The following is a 24,180-nucleotide window of genomic DNA, read 5'->3' as shown; positions in this document are numbered from 1 at the left end:
TCAACCACCCGCCTGCGGCTGGAGGTTGCTGCCCGCGTCCTGCTGGTACGGCGCGCCCTGCCACTGCCCGAAGTCGAGCGTGCGGCTCGGGTCGTGGGCGACGAAGCTCCACGGCCCCAGGTAGGTGTTGTCGTGCCAGCGGTTGTCCTGCTTGCCGGTGATCGCCTCGGCCACCGGGTCGCCCTTGTACGGCGACCAGTCCGGGTAGGTGCCGTAGTTGGCGAGCACGGCCATCCGGCCGCAGCGCGCGGTGCACCCGACGACGGACGGGCTGAACGCGAAGCGGTTGTCGTGGATGTCCACCCGCTGGGTCTTCCACCGGCAGTCGGCGTAGAGCGGGGCGCCGGCGATGGTCGGCTGGGCGCAGCGGGCGGTGTCCTTCACCAGCAGCGTGCAGTCGCCGGAGGAGGTGTTGGCCGGGCTGTTGCAGAACCGGTCGGCGTTCTCCCACAGGGTGATCCCGGACCAGTTGTCCTCCAGCACGTTCCGGTCGATCTCGATCCGGTCGGTGCGGGCCGGGATCCGCGGTTCGCCGCCGGATTCGGACAGGTAGACGGTCGCGAACGGGAAGGTGTCGCCGCGCTCGGCGGCCCGGCGGCCCTCGACCCAGTCGTTGCGCCGGATCGTGTTGTTCCGGATGACGGCGTTGTAGCTGGTCTCGTAGATCAGCGCGGCGCCGTCGTTGGCCTCCAGCAGGTTGTCCTCGATGCGGAAGTCGTTGTTGTTGGTGTCCGCCCACAGCCCGGTGCCGCGGTTGTCGTGCACCCAGTTGCCGCGCACGTCGGCGCCGTTGACGGCCCAGAACTTGACGCCCCCGGTGCAGCCGCAGCCCGGCTGCCGCTTCTCCCAGTCGTCGGTGTCGTTGCCGGTGATCTCGTTGCCCTCGACCACCAGGTCGCTGATCGGGGCGCCGGTCTTGTACGCGTTGATGCCGTACTGGCCGTTGCCGCGCAGGCAGCTGGCGCGGACCCGCTGGTGGGCGCCGGCCATCAGCCCGGCGCCGGAGTTGTCCTGGATCACGGCGTGCTCGATCACCCAGCCGTCGGCCGAGTCGTGGTTGACCACGCCCTCGTTCTGCGGCGCGACGAAGCCCCGTACGGTCAGGTGGCGGATGCTGACGTTCGCGGCGGGGCCGCCGAACGCGTACTGGTTGGTCTTCCCGCCGTCGAGCACCGCGCCCGGCGCGCCGAGGTAGCTGTCCCCCTCCTTGGGGACGACCTGGGCGAACCGGTCCGCTTCGAGCCGGTGCGTCCCCGGGCCGAGCCAGAACGTGGTGTTCGGGGGGCTGGCCTTGGTCTTCGCGGCCAGGTCGCCGACCACCGCCGGGTCGACCGTCACCGCGCCGGCCGGCGCGGTCGACGGCCCGGCCCCGGGGTCGGCGCACACCCGGGCCACGGCCGGCGGCCTGGACGGCGTGGCGGTCGGCTCCGGCCGGGCGTCCGACCCGCTCGTGCAGCCGCTCGCCGCCAGCAGGGCCAGCGCCAGCGCCGCCGCTCCCCCGTGCCGCCTCGTGATCGCCGTCCGCACCGCTCAGCCCCCGAACCCGAGGACGGTGGTGAACTCCTGCACGGCGTCCGCGCATCCGGTGCCGACCAGGGTGGTGGCGGGCTCCTTGCGGCCGAAGCCGGCGGAGTACCAGCCCAGCGGCGGGTCGGTCTCGGCGCGGTGCGCCCGCCAGGTCAGCTGCCCGGGCAGGTCGAGCACCGCGCGGCGGTCCTCGCCGCCCGCGGTCCAGGTCAGCACCGCCCGGTTCCCGGTCAGCCGGGCGGTGACCGCCGGGCCGAGGTGGAACGCCAGCCGGACGGCCCGGCGCGGGCCGCGCACCTCGTCGACGATCCGCAACTCACCGATCACGTCGGTCAGTTCGACGCGGCGGCGGTGCACCGAGGGCCGGTAGCCGTCGTGCTCGGCGCACCAGCGGGCCACGCCCGCCCCGGCGTCCCCCGCGGTGTCGACGGCCAGGACGCGGCTGCGGGCGTGCCGGGTCCACAGGAACGGGCCGCCGGAGACGGACTGGTCGGTGCCGTCCAGCTCCAGGGTGTTGTGGCCCAGCGTCGAGCGGAAGTACCGCCGCCACTCGGGCTGCCCGTGGTAGCAGAACGTCCCCGGGTCGGCGAGCACGTCGACCCCGTCGTGCCGGACCTCCACGGACAGCGCGTCCGCGTGGCCGTGCGCGGCGATGGACAGGAACCCGTGCGGGCCGCCGTCGCAGCGGCACCAGATCCCCGTCGTGCCGCGCAGCACGGTCAGCCCCGCGTCGGCGAAGTGGGCCGGCCGGCGGGCCGGGCGGCGGACGCCGCCGTCCGTTCCGTACGGCCGCAGCAGCGCGGCCAGCAGCGGGGTGCGCACGTCGCTGCCGGTGACCGCCGGCCACCAGGGGAGGCGGCCGAACACGGCGCCGCCGGTGGCCAGCAGCGAGGCCCAGCGGTCGGTGCCCGCGCCGTCCACGACCAGGCCGTGGCCGTCGTCCGCGTCCCCCTGCCGGGGCGGCCGCAGCCGGTCGTCCACGACGGCCGCGAGCGCGTCGGTCATCCGCAGCAGCACCAGCCGGACGGTCCGGGGGACGGGCACGGCGGCGGCGTCCGCCTCGGCCACCGCGGCCAGCCCGAGCTCCAGGACCAGCCCGTGGTACTCGGTGGCCAGCTCGCGGTTGAGGCCGGAGGGGAAGGTGTTGCCGCGCAGGTGCCGCTCCAGCGACCGCAGCGCGCCGGCCCGCCAGCGCGCCGAGGACGGGAACCAGCCGAACGCGCAGGCCGCGGCGAACTGCCCGGCGGCCTCCGCGATGACGTGGTTGTTCGCCGAGGAACCCCGGCTGGGGAAGGCGGCCAGCCAGCGCTGGTGGTGCCAGATCTGCTCCAGCGCCACCGGGTTGCCCTCGAACAGGGCGGCCGCGCCCGGCCAGCCGTCGAGCAGCCGGCGCACCCACACCCAGGACAGCAGCCGGATGCCCAGCTCGATGCCGCTGATCCAGTGCACCCCGCGCAGCGGCGGGTTGGCCGCCCACCAGGACCGCAGGTGCGCGGCCACCCGCTCGGCGTACCGCTCGTTCCCGCTGACCGCGTAGGCGGCGGCGAGCACGGTCAGGTACTGGTGCCGGGACGGCTCCCAGATCTGCTTGATGTCCCCGACCGCGTCCTCGTCGCGGTACGGCACGTCGAAGGCGTAGCCGTCGGGCGCCCGGCGCCCGGTCCTCGGGTCGCGCCACCAGTCCGGGGCGGCCATGTCCGCGCGCTCCACGCCGAAGAACCGGGCGCGGCCGTCCATCAGCCGGTCCGCCTCGGCGAGCAGGCGCTTCGCGGCGTCCGGCGGCACCGCGGCGAGCGCCCCGGCGGGCAGCACGGCGGTGAACCGGGCGGCCGGCGCCAGCGGGCAGGGCGGCACGGGCGCGGTGCGCCAGCGCCGCCTGCGCAGCGCGTCGCCGACCCGGCCGGCGACCTCCTGGGGCCCCATCGCGGCCAGCCGCCGCAGGTACCAGCCCGGGCCCATGCTCACAGCGACCTCGCCAGGGTCACCGGCGCGCCGGCCGCCAGGCTCGCCCGCACGGCGAGGGTGGCCGCCGTGGTGGCGACCAGCGACTCCAGCGGCACCGGCATCGGCCCACCGGTGCGCACCGCCCGGACGAACGAGGCCAGTTCGTTGGACTGGCCCTTGTCCCGGGCCTTGGGCAGCCGGGAGCTGACCCAGCGCTTGCGGTCGGCCGCGCCGTCGAAGTACACCGAGGCACGCACGAAGTCGTCGAGCTTGAGCACCCTGCCGTCCGCGAGCAGGTCCAGCGTCTCCTTGGGGAAGCCGGGCGCGCCGGAGGTGACGTAGCTGAGGGTGGCGGTGGAGCCGTCCGGGTAGCCCAGCACGATCTGCAGGTCCTCGTTGCCGGACGGGGCGACGGCGTACACCGAGACCGGGTCGGCGCCCAGCAGCCAGCTCGCCGTGTCGATGAAGTGCCCGCCCTCGCCCTCGAACCGCGAGCCCTCGGTGCCCTGCTGGAGGTACCAGCTGCCGTGCTGGAGCCGTCCGGCGTTGACCAGGTAGCGCAGGCTCGCCGGGCCGGTGCGGGCGCCGAGGTGGGCCTTCGCCTGGCGCAGCAGCGGCGCGAACCGGCGGTTGAAGCCCACCTGGAGCCGGTCGTTGCCGGACTCCTCCACCGCGGCGAGCACGGCGGCGAGTTCGTCCCCGGTCAGGGCGAGCGGCTTCTCGACGAAGACCGTCTTGCCCGCGAGCAGCGCCCGACGGGTCAGCTCGGCGTGCGAGCTGTGCCGGGTGACCACGAACACCGCGTCGATCGACCGGTCCCCGAGGACGGCGTCCAGGTCCGTGGTCGCCCGGGCGAAGCCGAACTTGCGCTGGGCGTTGGCCGCCGAGAGCGCCGTGGTGGTGACCACCGTGGACAGCTCGACGCCCTCGCGCCCGGCGAGGTGCGGCAGCAGCATCGAGGTCGCGTAGTTGCCCGCGCCGACGAACGCCAGCCGCACCGGCGCCCCGGCCGGTCGTGCCGGCGCGGTGCGGGCCGGGGTGGTGCGGGCCGGGGCGGCGGTGGCGGCGCGCCGCACCTCGGGCACCGTCACCTCCGGGGCCTGCGGCCGCCCCTCGGCCGCCGGGTAGCGGAACAGCGCCGTGACGGCCTTCAACTCGCCGTCCTTCAGACGCCGGTAGGTCTCCACGGCGTCCTCGAAGTCCGCGACGTGGGAGACCAGCGGGCCGACGTCGACCCGGCCGCGGGCCATCAGGTCCAGGAAGCAGGCCAGGTTGCGGCGCTCCGTCCAGCGCACGTAGCCGATCGGGTAGTCGCGCCCCTCCAGCTCGTACTCCGGGTCGTAGCGCCCGGGGCCGTACGAGCGGGAGAACCGGACGTCCAACTCCTTCTCGTAGTACGCGTTCCACGGCAGGTCCAGGCGGCACTTGCCGATGTCGACGACCCGGCCCCGGTCCCGGGCCAGGTGGGCGGCCAGCTCCACGGGCTGGTTGCTGCCGCCGCCGGCCGCCAGGTACACCTGGTCCACGCCGTGGCCGCCGGTCAGCTCCAGGACGGCGTTCTCCACGGCCGCCGAGCCGGGGTCGCCGCAGGCCGCCGCGCCCAGGCGCTCGGCCAGTTCGCAGCGCGCCGGGTCGGGGTCGGCCCCGATCACCCGCACCCCGGCGGCGGTCAGCAGCTGCGCCACCAGCTGGCCGATCAGCCCGAGGCCGATGACCAGCGCCACCTCGCCGAGCTGCGGCTCGCCCTGGCGCACGCCCTGCAGGGCGATCGACCCGACGGTGCCGAAGGAGGCGTGCTGCGGCGCGAGGCCGTCCGGCACCGGGGTGTAGAGGTTCCCGGGCACCCAGTTCAGCTCGGCGTGCAGCGCGTGCTCGTTGCCCGCGCAGGCGACCAGGTCGCCGACCTTCACGTCGTCGATCCCGGCGCCGACCTGCTCGACCACCCCGCACAGCGAGTAGCCCAGCGGCGTGTACGAGTCGAGCTTGCCCATCACCTTGCGGTAGGTGGCGGGCAGCCCGTTGACGGCGACGCTCTGCATCACCTTGGCCACCTGGTCCGGGCGGGAGCGGGCCTTGCCGACCATCGACATCCCGGCCTCGGACACCTTCATCATCTCGGTGCCGGTGGAGATCAGCGAGTAGACGGTGCGCACCAGCACCCCGCCCGGCTTGCACCCCGGCACCGGCACGTCCAGCACCGACAGCTCGCCGCTCTTGTAGTTCTGCACAACCTGTTTCACCGGAAGTCCCCTCGCTCCTCAGACCGTTGCTTCTACGCGGTGGCGCCGCGGTACCAGTACTCCAGGGTCAGCACGTGCCACAGGTGCTTGGAGTAGTCCTGCTGCCCGGCGGCGTCCTCGGCGACCAGCCGGGCCAGCGCGTCGCGGCGCAGGAAACCGGAGCGGACGAGTTCGCCGTCGTTGACCACCTCGCGCACCAGCGGTGCCAGGTCCCGGCTCATCCAGGCCCGCAGCGGAGCGCTGAACAGGCCCTTGGGCCGGTACACGATCTCCCGGGGCAGGACGGAGGTGGCCGCCTCCTTGAGGACGGCCTTGCCCTGCCGTCCGACGATCTTGCGCTCGCCCGGCACCGCGAACGCGGCCCGGACCACCTCGACGTCCACGTACGGCACCCGCACCTCGGTCGAGGCGGCCATGCTGGAGCGGTCCGTGTAGGCGAGGTTGAGGCCCGGCAGGAACATCCGGGCGTCGCCCAGGCACATCCGGTTGACGAAGTCGTCGAGGTCGTTGTCCTGGTAGACGTCCCGGTGCTCGGTCAGCACGTCGTCGACCGTCCCGGCCAGGTCCGGGTCGACCAGGCCGAGCAGCTCCTGCCGGTCGTACATGGTGTAGCTGCGCCGGAACGCCGTCTCCTCCGGCAGTTCGGCGAAGGAGAGGAAGCGCTTGGCGAACCGCACCGACCGCAGCCCGCGGCGGGAGGTGGCGACGGGCAGCCGGTCCACGGCCGCGGACAGGCCGCGCCGCAGCGGCCGCGGGACGCGCTGGTAGCGCAGCGCGAGCTGGTTGGCCAGGTGCTTGCGGTAGCCGGCGAACAGCTCGTCGGCGCCCATCCCGGAGAGCATCACCTTGACCCCGGCCTCCCGGGCGGCCGAGCAGATCAGGAAGGTGTTGATCGCGGCCGGGTCGCCGATCGGCTCGTCCAGGTGGTACGTCATCCGCGGCAGCAGGTCGAGCACGTCCGGGGCGATCTCGATCTCGTGCAGGTCGACGCCGAACTGCCCGGCCACCCTGCGGGCGTAGCGCAGGTCGTCGGGCATCGCCTCGAACCTGGCGTCCTCGGCGCGGAACCCGATCGTGTAGGCGGAGATCCCCGGGTGGTCGCGGGCCGCCAGCGCGGTCAGGTAGCTGGAGTCCAGCCCGCCGGAGAGGAAGGTCGCCACCGGGACGTCGGAGAGCAGGTGACGCCTGGTCGACTCCTCGACGATCGCGGCGAGGTCCGGCCGTTCGCCGGCCCGGGCCCGCTCCCGGCCCTCGGCGGCGACGTCCCGCAGGTTCCAGAACCGGCCGCGGTCCACCCGCCCGTCCGGCCGGCACCGCAGCCAGCTGCCCGGCGGCAGCTTCTCCGCCTCCCGGTACGCGCAGCGGGAGTCCGGCACCCAGTAGTAGAGCAGCGAGGCCACCAGCGCCGCGTGGTCCACCTGCAGCGACCCGCCGGTGGCGGCGGCCAGCGCCTTCAGCTCGGAGGCGAACACCAGGCCCTCGCCGCGCCGGACCAGGAAGAGCGGCTTGATGCCGAGCTGGTCGCGGGCGAGCACCAGCTCGCCGGTCCGCTCGTCGAAGACCCCGAACGCGAACATGCCGCGCAGCCGGGGCAGGCAGTCGGTGCCCCAGCGCCGCCAGGCCTCCAGCAGCACCTCGGTGTCGGAGGTGCCGCGGAAGCGCACCCCGGCGGCGGCCAGTTCGGCGCGCAGCTCGGGCGCGTTGTAGAGCTCGCCGTTGTACGTCAGGACGAGGCCGTCCGAGACCATCGGCTGGGCGCCGGTCTCCGACAGGTCGATGATGGACAGCCGGCGGTGGCCCAGATGCACCTCGCCGTCGGCGAGGGCGTGGCCGTACCGGCCCGACCCGTCCGGGCCCCGGTGGGCGAGGGTGTCCGTGAGCAGGTCGGTCACGGCCTTGCCGTCCGGCCATCGGTACGTGCCCGCGATGCCGCACATGTGCTACCTCGCCTCCTGGTCGCTGTCCGGGACCGTTGCGGTCCGGGTCGTCAGTCGTCGGGTCCGCCGCACGGCCCCGTTCTGCCGGGCCGGCCGCTCGCCGCGCCCCCGCGGCGCGGTGTGCGGTCCGTCCCAGAGTGTGCCGTCGGTGCGGTCCCGCGGATCGGGGTCGATCAGCACCACGCCGATCACGGCGATGCGCTGCTCCGCGAGTTGGCGCGCCACGGTGTGCAGCCAGGCGGCGCTGCCGTGCCCGGCCCGCACGACGAGCACCGTCCGGGTGCCGAGGTGGCGCAGGTCCGTCCACGCCGTGCCGGGCGCCACCGAGCCCACGCCGAGCCGGCGCCGGTCCTCCGGTACGGTCTCGGCGTCCGCGCCGTCGACCACGGTCGGGCCGTCCGCCGTGCGGCGGCGGTCGGTGAGCCGCGCACCGGGCAGGCCGTCGACGAGGACCACCGGCCCCCGCGGCTCCAGTGCCGCGGCGAGGTCCAGGGCGATCGCGGCCGCGTTGCGCGCGCTGCCCAGTTCCAGCAGCGACACGGGCTCGTCCGAGTCCCGCACGGCGCGGGCCAGGGTCGTGGTGAGCCCGGTCCGGGCCGCCCGGGTCCGTTCGCGCTGCCACCGTCCGGCCGGGCGGTGCGGCAGCTCCGCGATCACCGAGGCGCCGAGGTTCGCCGCGACCTCCCGGCGCAGCACCGGGCGGTCCGCCACCACCGCGCCGACCGCGGCCAGCGCGATCCCGAGGACGAGACCGAGGACGAGCCCGATCCCGCCGTTGGTGGCGGCGCCCTTGGCCAGGGACTGCCGTTCCAGCCGCGGGGCGTCGACGATCTGGGTGCCGGCGGCGAGCCGGGGCGTGCCAACCTTCGCCTCCGCGGCGCGCTGGCTGAAGTCGGTGATCCGGGAGGTGAGTTCGGCCCGGCGGGCGATCAGCGACTCCAGGTTCGCCGAGGTCTTCGGGCCGCTCTGCTGGGATTCGTCCCCGACCGCCTGGTTGACCTGGGCGAGTTCCTCCTTCAGCCGGTCGCGCTGGTCGGTCAGGGCCTTGGCCTCGGCGTCCGCGGCCTCCTGGAGCCGCCGCACGTGGTCGGCGACGAAGGCCTCGGCCAGCGCCTTGGCCCGGGCCACGGCTTCGGTGTCGCTGTGCCCGCTCGCGGTGATCTGCAGCAGGTTGTTGGTCAGGCCGGTCCCCGTGTAGTCCTTCAGCAGGTCCTCCAGCTTCGTCGCGGAGCCGAGGGACTTGAGGGCCTGGCCGGCGATTCCGGTGGTCTGCAGCAGGGCGACGTCGGTGCGGATCAGCGTTCCGGGGTCGTTCGGCTGGTCCGCCTGGTGCGCGACCAGCACCTTGGTCACCGCGGTCGGCGGCGGCGGGCTCAGGACCGTCACGGCCGCGCCGAGCAGCAGCCCGAGCAGCGCCAGGGCGCACCACAGGCGCCGGCGCCGGCGCACCGCGACGACCAGCGCGTGCAGGTCCAGCAGCGGCGGGGCGGTCGACGGCTCCGCGGTCGTACGCGTCGTCACCCCGTACCTCTCCTCGCCTCGGCACCGGCCGCGGGCACCGGATCGGCGGCGTCCGGCGTCCGCCCGGCGGACCGGGCCGGACGGGCCGCCCGGACGGTGCCGGCCACGACGACGCCGACGAGCTCGTGCTTCGCGTCCGCGCACGCCCCGGCGAGGCCGGCGAGCTCCGGCGCCGTCCAGCTGCCCGCGCTGAGCACGACCACGGCGCCGGACTCGCCCTCGCCGTCCGGCACCAGCGGCCGGTCCACCGGGACCTCCACCACGCGCCGCAGCAGATCGCCCCCGGCCTCGGCCACGAGCTGCTCGGCGGCCAGCCGGGCCGTCCCGTCGCCCTCCGGGACGACCACCAGCAGCCGCCGGGCGGACGGCAGCCCGTCCCGCAGCCGGGCGCAGACCCGCCGGTAGCGGAGCTGCCGGCCGGCCTCGTCGCCGGAGGCGTGCGGCACCGGCAGGTCCCACCGGACGTCGAGGCCCAGCAGCCGGCGCGCCAGGGCTCCCGGGCCGCGGCCCCGCGGGCGCTGCGCGGCGCGTCCGCCGGGCACGTCGACGCTGCCCAGCACGGCCGAGCCCAGCGCCGCCGCGAGTTCCGGTTCGGTGCGCGGCCGGCGGCTCGTCCGGGCGGCGGTGAGGTGGCCGACGACCGCGAGCAGGAGGGCCAGCACCGCCCCGCCGACGACGAGCTGCGTCCGCGTCGGCGGGGCCTCGCCGGACGGCCGGGCGGCCGGGCCCATGACGACCATGTTGGCCTTGTTGGCGGTGGCCGGGTCCGCCTGGTCCAGCTTCTTGACGGCGTCCTGGAGCGCGGTGCGCAGCTTCGCGAGCTCGGTGCGGGTCTGCACGCTCTCCACGGTCTGCCCCGGGCCGGTCGCGTCGGCCAGGTCGGTGATGCGGCGGCTGGCCTGCACCACCATCTGCCGCAGCTGCTCGGGCTGCGCCGCCCCCGGGTCCGTGCCGTCGCCGGACAGCCGCGCGGCGAAGGTGACGAACTGCCTGGCGACCTGGTCGGCGAGTTGCTGGGCGCGCTCCGGGGTGTCGGCCGTCCCGGAGATCTTGATGATGTTGCCGTCCGCGGCGGTGGCGCTCACCTTGTCCCGCAGCTCGGCGCCCCCGCCCCAGCCGAGGGTGGCGGCCGCCCGGTCGACCACCACCGAGCTGGTCGCGATCTCCGCCTGGGTCAGCAGCTCGCGCTCCTGCCACACCCCGGGCAGCAGGACCGACGCCGTGGTCGTGTAACTCGGCGGGAACAGCAGGGAGGTGCCGTAGCCGACGAGCGCGCCCACCAGGGCGAGGACGGCGAGCAGCCGCCAGCGCCCGCGCAGGATCCGGCCGATCGTGACCAGGCGTATCGTGTCGTCGCTCAACGGCGCGGCCTTCTCCCGGCCCGGCCCCGGCCGCGCGCCGACACCGGGGCGCGGCCGGCGACCGCGGCGGCGTAGGCGGCGAGCAGCGACCGCTGGGAGTCGCGCCAGGCGAGCGGCCCGTTGATCCGTTCCTGGCCGAGCTTGCCCATCCAGGCCCGCTTCTCCGGGTCGTCCATCAACTCCTCGACGAGCCGGGCGAATTCGGCCTCGTCGTTGGCGGGCGCGTAGACGGCGGCGTCCCCGGCGGAGACCCGCGCCTCCTTGAGGTCGAAGGAGACGATCGGCCGGCCCATCACCATGTACTCCAGGACCTTGTTCATGGTGGACACGTCGTTGAGCGGATTGCGCGGGTCCGGGGAGAGGCACACGTCGGCGGTGGACAGGTAGCGCACCAGGTCGGCGTCCGGCACCCGGCCGGTGAACTGCACCTGCTCGGAGAGCCCGAGCCGCCGGGACAGCTCCACCATCGCGTCGAAGGTGTCGCCGCCGCCGACGAACACGGCGTGCCAGTCGGTCCGTCCGCGTTCGTCGCGCAGTTTCGCGAGCGCGCGCAGGGCGTAGTCGACGCCGTCCTGCGGGCCCATCACGCCGAGGTAGCACAGCAGATGGGGCTTGCCGCGCTTGAGCCCCGGCTCCGGCGGCACCGGCCGGAAGCGGTCGGTGTCGGGCGCGCTGCGGACCACGAAGACGTCCTCGGGCCGCAGGCCGCCGCGGCGCAGCGCGGTGTCCCGGTAGCTCTCGTTCGTGGCGAGCACGATGTCCGCGGCCCGGTAGGTGAGCCGCTCCAGCGCGCGCACGCCGCGGTACAGCAGGTCCGCGCCGCGGTCGAACCGGGAGAGGTACAGCTCCGGCACCAGGTCGTGCTGGTCGAACACGAAGCGCGCGCCGCGCCGCTTCAGCCACAGGGCGGGCAGGAACAGCAGGTCGGGCGGGTTGCAGGCGTGGACGACGTCGACCGGGCCGACCCTGCGGGCCAGCCGGGCCGTGTGCCACAGCGCCGTGCCGTACTCGCGCAGGTAGCCGGCCGGGCCGCCGGTGGCCGCCCGCAGCGGGTAGCGGTGGATCCGCACCCCGTCGACCACCGCCTCGGGCTCGGTGTCCCGCCTGCTCCCGCGCGGGCAGATGACGTCCACCGTCCAGCCCGCGTCGCGCAGCGTCGTGCACTCCTGCCACACCCGCCGGTCGAACGGCACCGACAGGTTCTCCACCAGGACCAGCGCGCGACGGCCGTGGCCGTCGCGACCGGCCGTCTCGTCGAACGACGCGTCACCAAGCAAGGCCCGTGTACCCCGGTTCGGCCCGGCGCGCCTCGGCGTCGGGAAGGCGGACGAGGTCGACGATCTCCGGGCCGCCGCCGGGCGGCAGCGCGGACAGCACGGCCGGGTCCCGGGTGCCGATCACGCACACCTCGGCGTGCCGGAGCACCTCGTCGACGGACGGCGCGAGCAGCTGCGCGAGGTGCGGCAGCCGGTTCTCGATGTACTCGCGGTTCGCGCCGAGCAGCCGCGAGAGGTTCACGTTGGGGTCGTAGATCCGCAGGTCGTAGCCCTTGCCGAAGAGCCGCTCGGCCAGCTCGACGAGCGGGCTCTCGCGCAGGTCGTCGGTGCCGGGCTTGAAGGAGAGGCCGAACATGCCCACCCGGCGCCTGCCGGTGCGCTCGACCAGTTCCACCGCGCGCTGCAGGTGGTCGGAGTTGGAGGGCAGCACGTGGGAGAGGATCGGCACCGAGACGTCGGCCCGCCGCGCCGCGTGGACCAGGCTGCGCAGGTCCTTGGGCAGGCAGGAGCCGCCGAAGGCGAAGCCGGGCCGCAGGTAGGCGGGGCTGATGTTCAGCTTGCGGTCGGCCAGGAACACGTCCATCACCCGGTGCGAGTCCACCCCGAGGGCCTGGCAGACCGCGCCCAGCTCGTTCGCGAAGCCGATCTTGAGGCCGTGGAACGCGTTGTCCGCGTACTTGATCGCCTCGGCCACCGGGACGGGCACCCGGAACACCTCGCCGGGCAGGGTGGCGTACAGTTCCGCGACCACGTCGCCGCTCGCCACGTCCAGCTCGCCGATGACGGTCTTCGGCGGGTCGAAGAAGTCCCGCACGCTGGTGCCCTCGCGCAGGAACTCCGGGTTGACCGCGACCCCGACGTCCACCCCGGCGGTGCCGCCGAGGTGCTTCTCCAGGATCGGCACCAGCAGGTCGAGGCAGGTGCCCGGCAGCATGGTGCTGCGGAAGACGACGGTGTGCCGGCCCCCCTTCTCGGCCGCCGCGGCACCGATCTGCTCGGTGACCCGCTCCAGGTAGGTGGTGCACAGGCTGCCGTTGGGCTCGGACGGCGTGCCCACGCAGACCAGCGACACCTCGCTGGCCGTGACCGCCTCGCGGACGTCGGCGGTGGCGCGCAGCCGCCCGGCCCGGACGACCTCGGCGGTGAGCTCGCCGATCCGCTCCTCGACCACCGGGGCCCTGCCCTCGTTGACCAGGTCGACCTTCACCTGGTTGACGTCCACCCCGATGACCTCGTGGCCCAGGCTGGCCAGGCACGCGGCCGACACGCAGCCCACGTAGCCGAGCCCCAGGACGCTGACCCTCATGACCCGTTCCTCCCCTCGGGCAGGCCCTTGTGGCCGGCCGTCCGCGCGCCGATCGGGCGACGCTCCTCCCGCATCAGTTGGCCCCGCATCAGTAGGCCCCCTGCCCCTGCAGCACCGCCCGCAGCGTCTTCCACAAGATCACCGCGTCCAGGGCCAGCGACCAGTCCTCCACGTACCGCAGGTCCAGCCGGACCGCCTCCTCCCACGGCAGGTCGCTGCGCCCGCTGATCTGCCACAGGCCGGTGAGCCCGGGTTTGACGAGCAGCCGCCGCCGGATGTCCGGGCCGTACGCGGCGGACTCCTCGGGCAGCGGGGGCCGGGGCCCGACGAGCGACATCGAGCCGGCCACCACGTTGAACAGCTGCGGCAGTTCGTCGAGCGAGTACCGGCGCAGCACCCCGCCCACCCTGGTCACCCGCGGGTCCCGGCGGAGCTTGAACAGCAGGCCGGCGCCCTCGTTGCGGTCGGCCAGCTCGGCGCGGGCCCGGTCGGCCCCGACCACCATGGTGCGGAACTTGAGCAGGGTGAACTCGCGGCCGTCCTTGCCCACCCGCTGCTGCCGGTAGAACGCCCCGCCCCGGCTGTCCGTCCGCACGAGCAGCCCGATGAGCAGCATCAGCGGCGCGAACAGGATCAGCAGGACCACCGCGCCCAGCCGGTCGACGACGGCCTTGACCGCCCGCGGGCCGCCGGTGAAGGTCGGCATGCTGACCCGCAGCATCGGGATCCCCAGCACCGCGTCGACGTGCAGCCGCGGGCCGGCCACCTCCATCAGCACGGGGGCGACGACCATCTCGGCCTCGCCGCCCTCCAGGTTCCAGGCCAGCCGCTGCAGCCGGTCCGGCGACCAGTGCGGGTCCGGGGTGACCGCGACGACCCGGTAGCCGTCACGGCGGACGTGGTTGGCGACGTCCGCCAGCCGCCCGACGACCGGCACGCCGTCCAGCCGGTCACCGCCCAGGCCGAGGTCGTACGGCGTGCACACCGCCTCCACCCGCCAGCCGAGGTGCGGGAACTTGCGGGTGCGGGTGATCAGGTCGCGCACGGTGGCCGGGCTCCCGGCGGCGAGCACCGGGCGCAGGCACCGCCCCTCGTTGCGCTGCCGGTGCAGCCAGAGCCGCAGCAGGTACCGCTCGGTCATCGTGACGAGCGTGATCGCCGGGATCGCGACGAAGATCCAGAGCTTGATGTTGTGCGAACTCAGGGCGATCCCGCCGAGCGACAGGACGACGGCCGCCGTGAACAACGAGCGTCCGAGCCGGCGGAACTCCTCGGCGCCCTGGCCGAGCACGGCCGGCGCCCAGGACCGGGTGGTCGCCAGCGCTCCCAGCACCAGCAGTTCGGTGCCGAAGGCGAGGATGCCCCACTTCTCGTGCCAGTTGGCCGCGTCCCGGACCCCGAAGAATCCGCCGATCGCCGCCACCACGAAGGCGGTGGCCACGGTGTCGCTGACGATCACCGTACGGCGGTACTGCTGCTCCCAGTCGATCTCGGGCCGGCTGTACTTCCCGTTCACCCGGCGCCTGCGCGCCGGTGGAACCGGGCGGACTAATTCCCCCTCCCCCTGTTCGACTGCCCCGTCCAGGTCGTCAGTGGGTTCGACGTGCTCGCTCCACACGATTCCTCCCCCCGGGAGGCCCGCGCCTCCCGCACTGTTCCTCCCCTCGGGAGGCACCGACTCCCGTACCGCGCTGTTCCCTCCTCCGGTGAGGTCCCGGCCCCCGCGCATGCCAAAACAGGCCCTCGCCGTGCTGCGTGAAACCCCACCCGGGCATCGACGGACGCGAATGTCCTGCCGCATTCCCAGGGCGTGCGGAAAACCGCCGCGGATCCTGCACGTCCGCAGCGCCGAACCTAGATCGTCATTCCCGCCCCGCGTCCGACCGTGCGGGGCGAAAATCAATGTAGAGCATCGAAGCGACCCAAAGAGGGGGATGTGTGAAACGCGTGCTCGAAATTTGAACTGGGATGTACCGGAGGGTGACGAGGGGCCGCCCGCCGACCACGGCGACACGCCCGGTGGCCTGCGAGGACGGGAGCCGTCCGGCCGGCCGGTACCCATCCTTCCGGGGTGCCGGGCCGCGGCCGACAGGGCCGATTTCAGGACATCCGTACGCCGTCCGCCGGCCGGGGCGGCCCGATCCGGCCCGCGCCAAGATCCGCCGGAAACCAAAGATCGTCTTCGAATGATCGGATCCACGAAGAGATCACGGAAATGGCATCAACAGTCCCACCCGCACCAGTGGCCCGACGCACAACGGTGGCCCGGCGCGGAACACTCCGCCCCGGGCCACCGCCCGCTTTTCCGGACCGCCCGGCTACCAGGCGGCCCCGGCGTACGGGCGGGCCCACAGCGCCACCTGGAGGGTGACGGCCTTGAACCACGCCTGGTGCATCGCCAGCCCCCGGGGACGGGCCGGACGGCGACCGATGATCACCCCCTACGATGACCGTCATGACTTCAGGGGGGCCGGGAACACAACTCGTCGACGGACGCTTCGAACTGCTGGAGCGGCTCGGCGGCGGAGGCATGGGGCTGGTGTGGCGCGCCCGCGACACCATGCTGCACCGCGAGGTCGCGCTGAAGGAGGTGCGCCCGCCCGACCCGGCCCTGCTCGACGGCGACCCCCGGGCGGCGCGCGTCGTGCGCGAGCGGGTGCTGCGCGAGGCCCGTTCGCTGGCCCGGCTCAACCACCCCAACGTGGCGACCATCCACCACATCGTGGACCTGCCCGAACTCCCGCACCCCTGGCTGGTGATGGAGCTGGTGACCGGCGGCTCCCTGCACGACCGGCTCGCCCGCGGCCCGATGTCCCCGCCGGAGGCGGCCCGGCTCGGCCGCGGCGTGCTGTCGGCCCTGACCGCCGCCCACGCGGCCGGGATCCACCACCGCGACGTCAAGCCCGGCAACGTCCTGCTGCGGCCGGACGGCACCCCCGTGCTCACGGACTTCGGCATCGCCGGCCTGGCCGGGGCGCCCAGCCTGACCACCACCGGTTCGCTGATCGGCTCGCCCGAGTACATCGCGCCCGAACGCGTCCGCGGCGAGGAGGGCAACCCGGCCTCCGACCTGTGGTCGCTGGCGATGATGCTCTACGTCGCGGTGGAGGGCCACCACCCGCTGCGGCGCGGCACCAGCCTCGCCACGCTCGCCGCCGTCCTCGACGACCCGGTGCCGCCGCCGGTACGGTCCGGGCCGCTCGCGCCGGCGCTCACCGCCGTCCTCGTCCGCGACACCGCGGCCCGACCCGACGCCCCGCACCTCGACGCGCTGCTCGCCCACGCCGAGGCCGCCGCGGCGCACACCGTACGGCTCTCCCCGCCCGCGCCCGCCGCCACGGCCGGCCCGGCGCCGACCCTGCGGCAGGACGACCGCCCGCACCCCACGGTCCGGACCGAACCGCCCCAGCCGCTCCCGGACGCGCCCACCCCGGCCCCCCGGACCTCCCGGGCCGGCGCCTGGCGCGCGGCGCTGCGGACGAGCTACTACCTGGTGCCCGCCGCGCTGATGCTCACGATCGCCTTCACCGCCCAGCACTTCGCGTCCGACGGCGGTGGCACCTCCGCACCACCCGCCTACCCGGGCCTGCTGACCCCGAGCGGCGCCCGCGACGTCATCCAGGCCATGAGCCCGAAACTGGGCGGCTTCACCGTCCTCAGCTTCACCCTCTCCGAGGACTCCGGGTTCGCCACGGCCCCGACCGCCGCGAACCACAACCTCTACGACTCCTTCGACTACCGGGGCGGCAAGACCGTCCCCTCCCCCCGCGGCGGAGGCCAGGTGACCGCCGGCGACAAGGCGGTGGACCTGCGCAACGTCAACTGGGACGCGCTCCCCGCGCTCCTGCAGCAGGCGGACACCGGCCTCGGCATCCCGCACCCGACCACCCACCACATCACCGTGCAGAACTCCAAGGCCTGGGGCGAGACCGAGGCGACCGTGACCGTCTACGTCGGCGACGACCACGGCGGCGCCCACCTGGCGGCGACCCTCGACGGCAAGGTCACGGAGACCTACCCGCGCCCCAGTTGACGTTCCGCGCCGCCCGACCCGACCGGGCAGGACAGCGGCGGAAGGACGGCGGCGGAAGGACGGCGGCGGAGGGACGGCTCAGGAGGCGAGCGGCTCGATCTCCCCCGCGAAGACGATGACCTGGTCGATGAGGCTCCGTCGCAGATGGACGACGTCCGTTCCCGCCAGGCGGGGGCCTCCATCGGGCGTGGTGAACACCCACTGGTACCGGGCCCATTCGTCCGGCATGTCCACCGCCGAGCAGCGCACCATCGTGCCGGTCCCCGCCGGGTGGCGCCGGATGTCGAGCACGAACCGCTCGACCGCCTCGATTCCCTCACTGCGACCCAACGGCCCCCAGAAGACCACGTCCGAGGTCAGGGCCTGGGAGAGCAGGGCCGTCACATAGCCGTCGTCCGAGGCGTTGAACGCGGAGATGAACGTGTCGATCGCGGAGCGTGCCGTCTCTTCCTGCATCCCCCAGTCATACCAGCAGTTTCGCGTGCGCTCGACCCACCGGCCCGGCGTGGCCGGTGGTTTGGCCCGGGCACCCACCCCTCGCCCACCCAGGCTGGGGAGCGCCGGCAGCACCGTCCGCCCGCCCGCGACCGTCCACAATCCCGTGAACCGGTCCGGCTGTCAGTCCAGGTGCCGGCGGGCGGCGGCGAGGATCTCGCGGGAGAGGGCCGGGTCGTCGCTGGCGCGCGCGAGCAGGATGGCGCCGACGAGCGTGGAGAGTTCGGCGAGGGCGGTGCCGCGGTCGTCCTCGTCGCCGCCGAACTGCCCGTAGCCGTCCACGAGGTCGTGCAGGCCCGCCGTGAAGGCGGCGCGGATCGGGGTGCCGGGCTCGGCGCGGATGGCGTCGGCGGCCAGGGCGGCCGCGGCGCAGCCGCCCTCGGGGTGGTCGCGGTGGACGTCGGAGAGGTAGCGCCGCAGGAACTCGGCCCGGCCGGCCCCGGCCGGCCCGTCGTCGGGTGCCGCCCCGGCGAGCTCGTCCAGGGCCTCGCGGCGCTCGGTGAAGGCGGCCTGGAGGGCCTGGACGATCAGGTCGTCCTTCGAGCTGAAGTGCCGGTAGAAGCCGCCGTGGGTGAGCCCGGCGGCGGCCATCGCCTGGGGCACGCTGACCTGGTCGGCGCCCTTCTCCCGGATCAGCCGGGAGGTCTGCTCGATCACCTGCTGCCGGTGCCGCTGGGCCTCGGCTCGTGACACTCGGGGCATGGTCGGCGGTCCCTTCTTCGTCCTGAGCCCCCGGACGTCCTGTGCGGAAGCTCCTGAGAATCCTACTTCCGCATCCCATTTAGATGATGGTAATAATCTAAAGCCATCCTACGAGCGAGGAGAACGCACATGACCGTGATCGAAGGCTCTGTCGCGCTGGTCACCGGAGGCCGCCGCGGCATCGGCCGGGCACTCGTGGAGGAACTGCTCCGGCGCGGCGCGACGAAGGTCTACGCCACCGCCCGCAACCCCGGCCTCGACCCCGTTCCGCACCCGGACCGGCGGGTCGAGGTGCTCCCCCTCGACGTCACCGACGACGCCTCCGTCGCCGCCCTGGCCGAGCGGGCACCGGACGTCGACCTCGTCTTCAACAACGCCGGCGTCCTCCACCCGGCACCGCTGCTCACCACCGACCTCGCCCTGGTCCGGGACACCTTCGAGACCAACGTCTTCGGCCCGCTGCGGATCGCCCGCGCGTTCGCGCCGGCGCTCGCCGCCCGCGGCGGCGGCGCACTCGTCGACCTGCACTCCCTGCTGTCCTGGGGCGCGGGCGCCGGCGCGTACGGCGCTTCCAAGGCCGCCCTGTGGTCGCTGACGAACTCGCTGCGCCTCGAACTCGCCGCCCAGGGCACCCAGGTCGTCGGCGTGCACCTGGGCTTCGCCGACACCGACATGGTCGCGGCCATCCCGGTCGAGAAGACCGCCGTCGCCGACGTCGCCCGCATCGTCCTGGACGGCGTCGAGCGCGGGCAGAGCGAGATCCTCGTCGACGACGCGACCCGCGCGGTCAAGGCCGCGCTGTCCGGGCCGGTGGAAGGCCTCGCCGTCTCCGTCCGCCGCTGAACCCGCCGGCACGTCACCGCATCGAGGAGAACCATGCCGCTCTGGCACGTCTACCACTCGCCCGGCACCTACACCGCGCCGCAGAAGAAGCAACTCGCCACCGACATCACGGAGTTCTACGCCCGCTTCGGGCTGCCGAAGTTCTACGCCGTGGTGCTCTTCCACGACGTCGACCCGGAGTCCTTCCACATCGGCGGCGAGCCGGCGCCGGACGCCGTCCGCATCGTCGTCGAGCACCTCGCCCGGCACAGCGAGGACCCGGACCTGCGCCGGCGGACCAGGGAAGCGCTCGCCGCGCTCCTCGCACCGCACACCACGGACCGCGGCCTGTACTGCGAGTTCCACGTCGACGAGACGCCGCGGGACCTCTGGATGATCGACGGCCTCACCCCGCCCCCGCCGCTGAGCGAGGCCGAGCGGCACTGGGCCGAGGAGAACCGCCCGAGCCCGTACTGATGCCCGCCACGGGCGCGGCCGGCAGCGTGCACTGACACACTGCGGGCCGCGCCCGGCGGAGGGCCGGGTCCGTCAACGCCTCGGCCCCGCCAAGGCGTACGCCAGGGTGCCGGTCGCCAGCAGGGCCCATGCCGTCCCGGTGGAGACCGCCGTGCCGGGCGGGAGGACCGTCCAGCCGAGCACCTCTCCCGCGGTGCCGCCCGGAACCGGGACAAAGAGGGTGAACGCGAGCCAGCCGGCCGGGAGGGTCCAGGCGAACTGCGCCCCGCACAGCGCTGCACCGAGCGCGGCCAGACCTGCCAGGCCCGCGCTGTCCCGGACGACGACCTCCACCGGGGCGAGGCCGACTCCCACCGCCCGGAAGGCCGGCAGCGCCGCGCACGCGGACACGCCGATCAGCAGCACGTGCGCCGCCCGGCGCGGCACCCAGCGGATCGCCGCCGTCCGCTCCAGCACGACGTCCGGCCCGCCGAGTCCGACGGACCCGGCCGCCACGTTCGCCGTGAGGATCAGGACCACCATGCCCAGGCCCACCGGGCCCGCCCCGCCCCGGGTGCAGGCCCACAGCGCCAGCGCGACGAGCGTGATCGCGGCGGCGGAGGTGGGCACCTGACGTGAACGGGCGTACAGGATCAGCCATCTCATCGCGAGGCCTCCCCCGCCAGCACCGGCAGCTGGGCGAACCCCGAGCAGGAGAGGGCGGCAGCGTGCAGTCCGGCGATCCGCGAGCGCTGCTCGGCCGGTGACAGCGCCGTCAGCCGCTGCCAGGCGATGTCGGCGTCCGCCCAGACCTTGAGCGCGTACGCGTCGCTGCCCTTCTCCTCCAGCGGTTGGAACCGGGAATCATGGAGGGCCCAGCTCACGGCGACGCTCTGGACGGCGACGTCGCGGCGCCCCCCACCCTCCCGGTCGTTGTTCCCGCTGCAGCTCGGTGCCAGACCCTGGCCGATGAGCGCGCGAGTCAGTTCCTCCCCTGTCGCATCGGCGAACGGCCGGTCGTCGAAGTCGACCAGCACCACCTCGCCGGAGAGCTCGCGTTCGTCGCCGAGCGCGCGCAGCGTGGTGTCCTCCCGCACCGCGTTCGGTGCCTGGTCGCCCAGGACGTCGTGCAGCACGCGCAGCGCCTCTTTGCTACGCAGCGCGAGCTCGGGCAGGCGTGCGCGGTTCGCCTGCGTCACACACACCGGTCCGTCGCAGACCGGGGCGGCAGCGGCCTTGTCGACGACGTACGTGTCGCGCGCAGTGGACGGGAGGACCAGCAGGGCCAGGGCCGCGCCGGCCACCGCAGGGATCACCGCGAGCAGCCGGGCCCGGCGGGTCACGGCCGACAGCAGTGCGGAGCCGGTGGCGAGCAGGCCGAGCAGCCAGAGCGCCTGACCGACGTGCACGGAACCAGCGAGGGTCAGCAGCATCTGCCGCGGCTCCGCGGTCGCCGGGGACAGCAGGGCGAGCCGGTTCGGCGCGACGCTCGACGGCACTGCCCCGTCACTGTTCTGCTGCCCGAGGAGGTCCGTCAGCAGGAGGAAGAGCACCACCAGGGCCGGCGGGGTGAGCACGGAGGGCAGGGTCCGCGCGACGCCCATGCCGAACACCGCCCCCGCGACGAGGGCCAGCGCCGCCACGAGGGAGATCGGCAGCCAACCGAGGGGCGCGTAGGTGGTCCGGCCGAGAGCCACCTGGACTCCGCCCACGAGGACCAGGAGGCCGAAGCCCGACGCCAACGCGAGCGCCATCGCACCGATCGGCAGGGCCGCACGGCGCCAGGCGGGCAGTGGCGTGGTCATCAGCAGTTCGGTCGTCCGCGACCGGGCGTCGCGCAGCCCGTACACCGCCCCCATTCCCACCACGAGCGGCCACCAGAGCGCCAGCAGGTACCGGGTCCACATCGCCATCGTGGTCCACTGGGCCGTCCAGCCCGCGTTGCCCCGCCACCAGACCGCATCGATCGGGCAGAGGATCGCCAGGCTGCCGGCCAGGACCACGACGCCGGCCCACGGGGCGACCGAGCGCGTCAGCTCGGTGCGCAGGACACGCCCGGTCACCAGGTGCCTCCCCGCTGCCCGGAGTCGCTGAGCAGGGCCGAGTAGCCGCGCTCCAGCGGGCTGTCGCCCGGGTGCTCGGGGCCGCCCGCGGCGGCCAGCTGCTCCGGCGTGCCCTGGAAGACGAGCCGTCCGTCCGCGAACAGCACCACGTCGGAGCAGGCGGCCGCGACGTCCTCGACCAGGTGGGTGGAGACGACGACACAGGTGTCGCGGCCCAGGTCCTGCAACAGCTCACGGAACCGCAGGCGCTGCGCCGGATCCAGGCCGGCCGTCGGCTCGTCCAGCAGCAGCAGCGCGGGATCGTTGACGATGGCCTGGGCGATGCCGGCCCGCCGCACCATGCCGCCGGACAGCGTCCTCATCCGGTGGTCGGCGCGGTCCGCCAGGCCGACCCGTTCCACGGCCCGCTGGACGGCCCCGGGGACCTGCGCCTTCGGCACCTCCTTCAGCCAGGCCATGTACTCGACGAACTCCCGCACCGTGAAGCGCCGGTAGTAGCCGAAGTCCTGCGGCAGGTAGCCGATCCGCCGGCGCAGGGCCCGCAGGTCGGCCGTCCCGCCCACGGCGGTGCCGAGCAGCTCCAGCCCGCCCCCGGCGGGTCGCAGGACGGTGGCCAGAGCCCGGATCAGGCTGGTCTTCCCGGCTCCGTTGGGACCCAGGAGGCCGTGGGCGCCGATGCCCAGGGAGAGGTCGAGACCGTCGACGGCCAGCTTCTTCCGTCCGACGCGCACTCTCAGATCGTCGGCACGGATCTCCCAGGCATAGGTCTTCGGCGCGGTGTCGGCCACGCTCGTCATAGGCGTCATGCGGTCATCCCTTCCGGGGGTTGACGGTGGTTGACGGTCGTTCACGGTGTCGCGGGCGCTCCGGTGCCTCACCGCGTCGCGTACGCGTTCCGGCGGGCGAACACGGCGCCGATGCCGAGCGCGAGGAGCAGAGCCCACAGGGGCAGCCGATCCGGCTGCAGGACGAACTGTCGGACGAGCGGCACCCGGCCGGTGGCCCACGCGGGCACCACCACGGCGGCGGCCCACCCGGCCGCCAGTCCGGCGGCGGCCCGGGTCACGCCGACCACGCCGCCCAGCGCCAGCGCGGTGGAGGTGAAGGCCAGGGAGGGCAGCAGCCACTGGGCCGCCGCCGTACTGCCGGTCAGCAAACCGCCCAGCAGGAGCCCGGGCAGGACCACCACGAGGACCGCCGTCGTGCGCCGCAGGAGCAGGGGCAGGCCAGTCCGGGCGGTCGAGGCCGTCAGTTCGTGCGCCGGATCCAGGCGCCGCGACCACGCCGCGGCGACACCGCACAGCGGCAGCAGGGGCGCGACCAGCGACACGGGCGACGCCCCGCCGAAGAACCGCGGGGACGCGAGCGCGTCCAACAGCAACGCCGTCAGGGTGACGGCGACGGTCATCGCGAACCACGGGGCGACGACCGGCATCAGCCAGACCGAGAACCGCCGCGGGCGGCGCCGGCCCGCGGCCGCGCCGGCCGCCGCCGCCAACTCCGGTTCCAGACCGGCCCGGACGGTGCCGAGGAGCGCGACGACGTCGGGCGCCCCGGCGGTCACGGAGGCAGCCAGCCGGCTCCGGCACGGCGCGCACGTCTCCAGGTGGGCCTCCAGGGCCCAGACCGTGTCGGCGGCGATCGTCGCCTCACCCCGTGCGTAGTCGTCGATCAGTTCCTTCGACGGGTGTTTCCCACTCATGCCAGCGCCTCCCGCATCGCGATCCGGGCCCGGCGGGCGCGGGTCTTGACCGTGCCCTCGGGCAGTCTGAGCAGAACGGCGGTCTCCCGGACGGACAGCCCGTCGAGCACCGTCGCCTGCAGGACATCGCGGAGCTCCGGCGCCAGTCGCCGCAGGGCGTCACCGACCTCGCCGCCGACCGTCCCGGCCAGTGCCTCGTCCTCCGCCGCGGGCACCACAGCCCGCTCGGCGGCGGCGACCGGCGGTTCGGCGTGGTGGGCGCGGCGCCGGAACGCGTCGACGAGGCGGCGCGCCGCGATCGTCCACAGCCACCCGACTGCCGTCCCGCCCACCGCGCTCCCGGCGAACGCGCCGGCCGCGCGCCACACCGCCAGATACGTCTCCTGCATGACCTCGGCGACGATCTGCTCGTCCGCGCAGCGACGGCGCAACCGCACCGCCAGCCACGGCGACGTGCGCCGGTACAACTCGTCGAACGCCCCGCGGTCGCCCCTGGCCACCAGCCGGACGAGGCGTTCCTCGTCCAGCTCGTCCAGTGCCTTCCTCCGTGATCTCACACCAGCCAGACGCCCGATCCGGCGTTCGGGTTCTGCATCCGCCGTGACCTGCGTCACACGCGCGTTCCGGTGGGGTTTGGGCTGTCCCTTCCGGCGGTAAACGCGAAAAGGCCCGCCCGGATAACCCGGGCGGGCCTTTTCTGAATGATTGTTCGGCGGCGTCCTACTCTCCCACAGGGTCCCCCCTGCAGTACCATCGGCGCTGTGAGGCTTAGCTTCCGGGTTCGGAATGTAACC

At 74.3% G+C, this 24,180-nt stretch carries 19 protein-coding genes and 1 rRNA gene; 3 read left to right on the top strand and 17 right to left on the bottom strand.

Features of this window, described 5'->3' with window-relative positions; translation table 11 throughout:
* From ACPC54_RS33520 to ACPC54_RS33480, 9 genes are all read right to left on the bottom strand, one after another.
* Positions 1-1,527, bottom strand: coding sequence for a right-handed parallel beta-helix repeat-containing protein (locus ACPC54_RS33520; RefSeq protein ID WP_498970219.1), 1,527 nt, complete (start codon positions 1,525-1,527; stop codon positions 1-3).
* Positions 1,528-1,530: 3 nt separating this feature from the next.
* Positions 1,531-3,486 carry a heparinase II/III family protein gene (locus tag ACPC54_RS33515; protein WP_498970279.1) on the bottom strand — a complete coding sequence of 652 codons (1,956 nt, stop codon included), beginning with the start codon at positions 3,484-3,486 and terminating at the stop codon, positions 1,531-1,533.
* Positions 3,487-3,488: 2 nt separating this feature from the next.
* Entirely contained in the window at positions 3,489-5,711 is a 2,223-nt protein-coding gene (locus tag ACPC54_RS33510; RefSeq protein WP_498970218.1) for a bi-domain-containing oxidoreductase, read from the bottom strand.
* Positions 5,712-5,743: 32 nt separating this feature from the next.
* Positions 5,744-7,648, bottom strand: coding sequence for an asparagine synthase (glutamine-hydrolyzing) (gene asnB, locus ACPC54_RS33505; protein ID WP_498970217.1), 1,905 nt, complete (start codon positions 7,646-7,648; stop codon positions 5,744-5,746).
* Positions 7,649-7,651: 3 nt separating this feature from the next.
* Positions 7,652-9,169 (bottom strand): Wzz/FepE/Etk N-terminal domain-containing protein, encoded by a 1,518-nt coding sequence (locus ACPC54_RS33500; RefSeq protein ID WP_498970216.1) that lies wholly within the window; start codon positions 9,167-9,169, stop codon positions 7,652-7,654.
* Positions 9,166-10,530: a Wzz/FepE/Etk N-terminal domain-containing protein gene (locus tag ACPC54_RS33495; protein ID WP_498970215.1), complete on the bottom strand. Its 1,365-nt coding sequence runs from the start codon at positions 10,528-10,530 to the stop codon at positions 9,166-9,168. The genes ACPC54_RS33500 and ACPC54_RS33495 overlap by 4 nt, the downstream gene beginning before the upstream one ends.
* Positions 10,527-11,807 (bottom strand): glycosyltransferase family 4 protein, encoded by a 1,281-nt coding sequence (locus tag ACPC54_RS33490; protein ID WP_498970214.1) that lies wholly within the window; start codon positions 11,805-11,807, stop codon positions 10,527-10,529. Before ACPC54_RS33490 ends, ACPC54_RS33495 begins: the two co-directional genes overlap by 4 nt.
* Positions 11,797-13,113: a nucleotide sugar dehydrogenase gene (locus ACPC54_RS33485; RefSeq protein WP_498970213.1), complete on the bottom strand. Its 1,317-nt coding sequence runs from the start codon at positions 13,111-13,113 to the stop codon at positions 11,797-11,799. Before ACPC54_RS33485 ends, ACPC54_RS33490 begins: the two co-directional genes overlap by 11 nt.
* A gap of 88 nt (positions 13,114-13,201) precedes the next feature.
* The gene (locus ACPC54_RS33480; RefSeq protein WP_498970212.1) at positions 13,202-14,629 is read right to left on the bottom strand and encodes a sugar transferase; all 1,428 of its coding nucleotides are present in this window, start codon (positions 14,627-14,629) and stop codon (positions 13,202-13,204) included.
* A 939-nt stretch (positions 14,630-15,568) separates the two neighbouring features.
* Here ACPC54_RS33480 and ACPC54_RS33475 point away from each other — a divergent pair.
* Positions 15,569-17,146: a serine/threonine-protein kinase gene (locus ACPC54_RS33475; RefSeq protein WP_498970211.1), complete on the top strand. Its 1,578-nt coding sequence runs from the start codon at positions 15,569-15,571 to the stop codon at positions 17,144-17,146.
* Positions 17,147-17,224: 78 nt separating this feature from the next.
* On the opposite strand, the gene ACPC54_RS33470 is transcribed toward ACPC54_RS33475, so the two are convergent.
* On the bottom strand, positions 17,225-17,602 hold the full coding sequence (locus tag ACPC54_RS33470) for a nuclear transport factor 2 family protein (protein ID WP_498970210.1): 378 nt from the start codon (positions 17,600-17,602) through the stop codon (positions 17,225-17,227).
* A 162-nt stretch (positions 17,603-17,764) separates the two neighbouring features.
* A complete protein-coding gene (locus tag ACPC54_RS33465) occupies positions 17,765-18,343 on the bottom strand; it encodes a TetR/AcrR family transcriptional regulator (RefSeq protein WP_498970209.1) in 579 nt (192 codons plus the stop codon).
* Between the two features lie 129 nt (positions 18,344-18,472).
* Between ACPC54_RS33465 and ACPC54_RS33460 the strand changes: the two genes are divergently transcribed.
* Both ACPC54_RS33460 and ACPC54_RS33455 read left to right on the top strand, forming a co-directional pair.
* Positions 18,473-19,186, top strand: coding sequence for an SDR family oxidoreductase (locus tag ACPC54_RS33460; protein ID WP_498970208.1), 714 nt, complete (start codon positions 18,473-18,475; stop codon positions 19,184-19,186).
* 33 nt (positions 19,187-19,219) lie between these two features.
* On the top strand, positions 19,220-19,642 hold the full coding sequence (locus ACPC54_RS33455; protein WP_498970207.1) for a tautomerase family protein: 423 nt from the start codon (positions 19,220-19,222) through the stop codon (positions 19,640-19,642).
* A 72-nt stretch (positions 19,643-19,714) separates the two neighbouring features.
* On the opposite strand, the gene ACPC54_RS33450 is transcribed toward ACPC54_RS33455, so the two are convergent.
* The 6 genes from ACPC54_RS33450 to rrf all read right to left on the bottom strand — a co-directional run.
* Positions 19,715-20,287, bottom strand: coding sequence for a hypothetical protein (locus ACPC54_RS33450; RefSeq protein WP_498970206.1), 573 nt, complete (start codon positions 20,285-20,287; stop codon positions 19,715-19,717).
* Positions 20,284-21,684 (bottom strand): hypothetical protein, encoded by a 1,401-nt coding sequence (locus ACPC54_RS33445; protein WP_498970205.1) that lies wholly within the window; start codon positions 21,682-21,684, stop codon positions 20,284-20,286. Before ACPC54_RS33445 ends, ACPC54_RS33450 begins: the two co-directional genes overlap by 4 nt.
* Positions 21,681-22,490: an ABC transporter ATP-binding protein gene (locus ACPC54_RS33440; RefSeq protein ID WP_498970204.1), complete on the bottom strand. Its 810-nt coding sequence runs from the start codon at positions 22,488-22,490 to the stop codon at positions 21,681-21,683. The genes ACPC54_RS33445 and ACPC54_RS33440 overlap by 4 nt, the downstream gene beginning before the upstream one ends.
* A 68-nt stretch (positions 22,491-22,558) precedes the next feature.
* Positions 22,559-23,386, bottom strand: coding sequence for a zf-HC2 domain-containing protein (locus tag ACPC54_RS33435; RefSeq protein ID WP_498970203.1), 828 nt, complete (start codon positions 23,384-23,386; stop codon positions 22,559-22,561).
* Positions 23,383-23,943 carry an RNA polymerase sigma factor gene (locus tag ACPC54_RS33430; protein WP_498970202.1) on the bottom strand — a complete coding sequence of 187 codons (561 nt, stop codon included), beginning with the start codon at positions 23,941-23,943 and terminating at the stop codon, positions 23,383-23,385. Before ACPC54_RS33430 ends, ACPC54_RS33435 begins: the two co-directional genes overlap by 4 nt.
* 150 nt (positions 23,944-24,093) lie before the next feature.
* Positions 24,094-24,180, bottom strand: a 5S ribosomal RNA gene (rrf, locus tag ACPC54_RS33425); the annotation flags it as partial.

This window comes from Kitasatospora sp. NPDC094028, from assembly GCF_049543595.1.
Lineage (GTDB): Bacteria > Actinomycetota > Actinomycetes > Streptomycetales > Streptomycetaceae > Kitasatospora.
The sequence above is the reverse complement of the archived record's forward strand: the minus strand, read 5'-3'. Positions and strand labels throughout refer to the sequence as shown.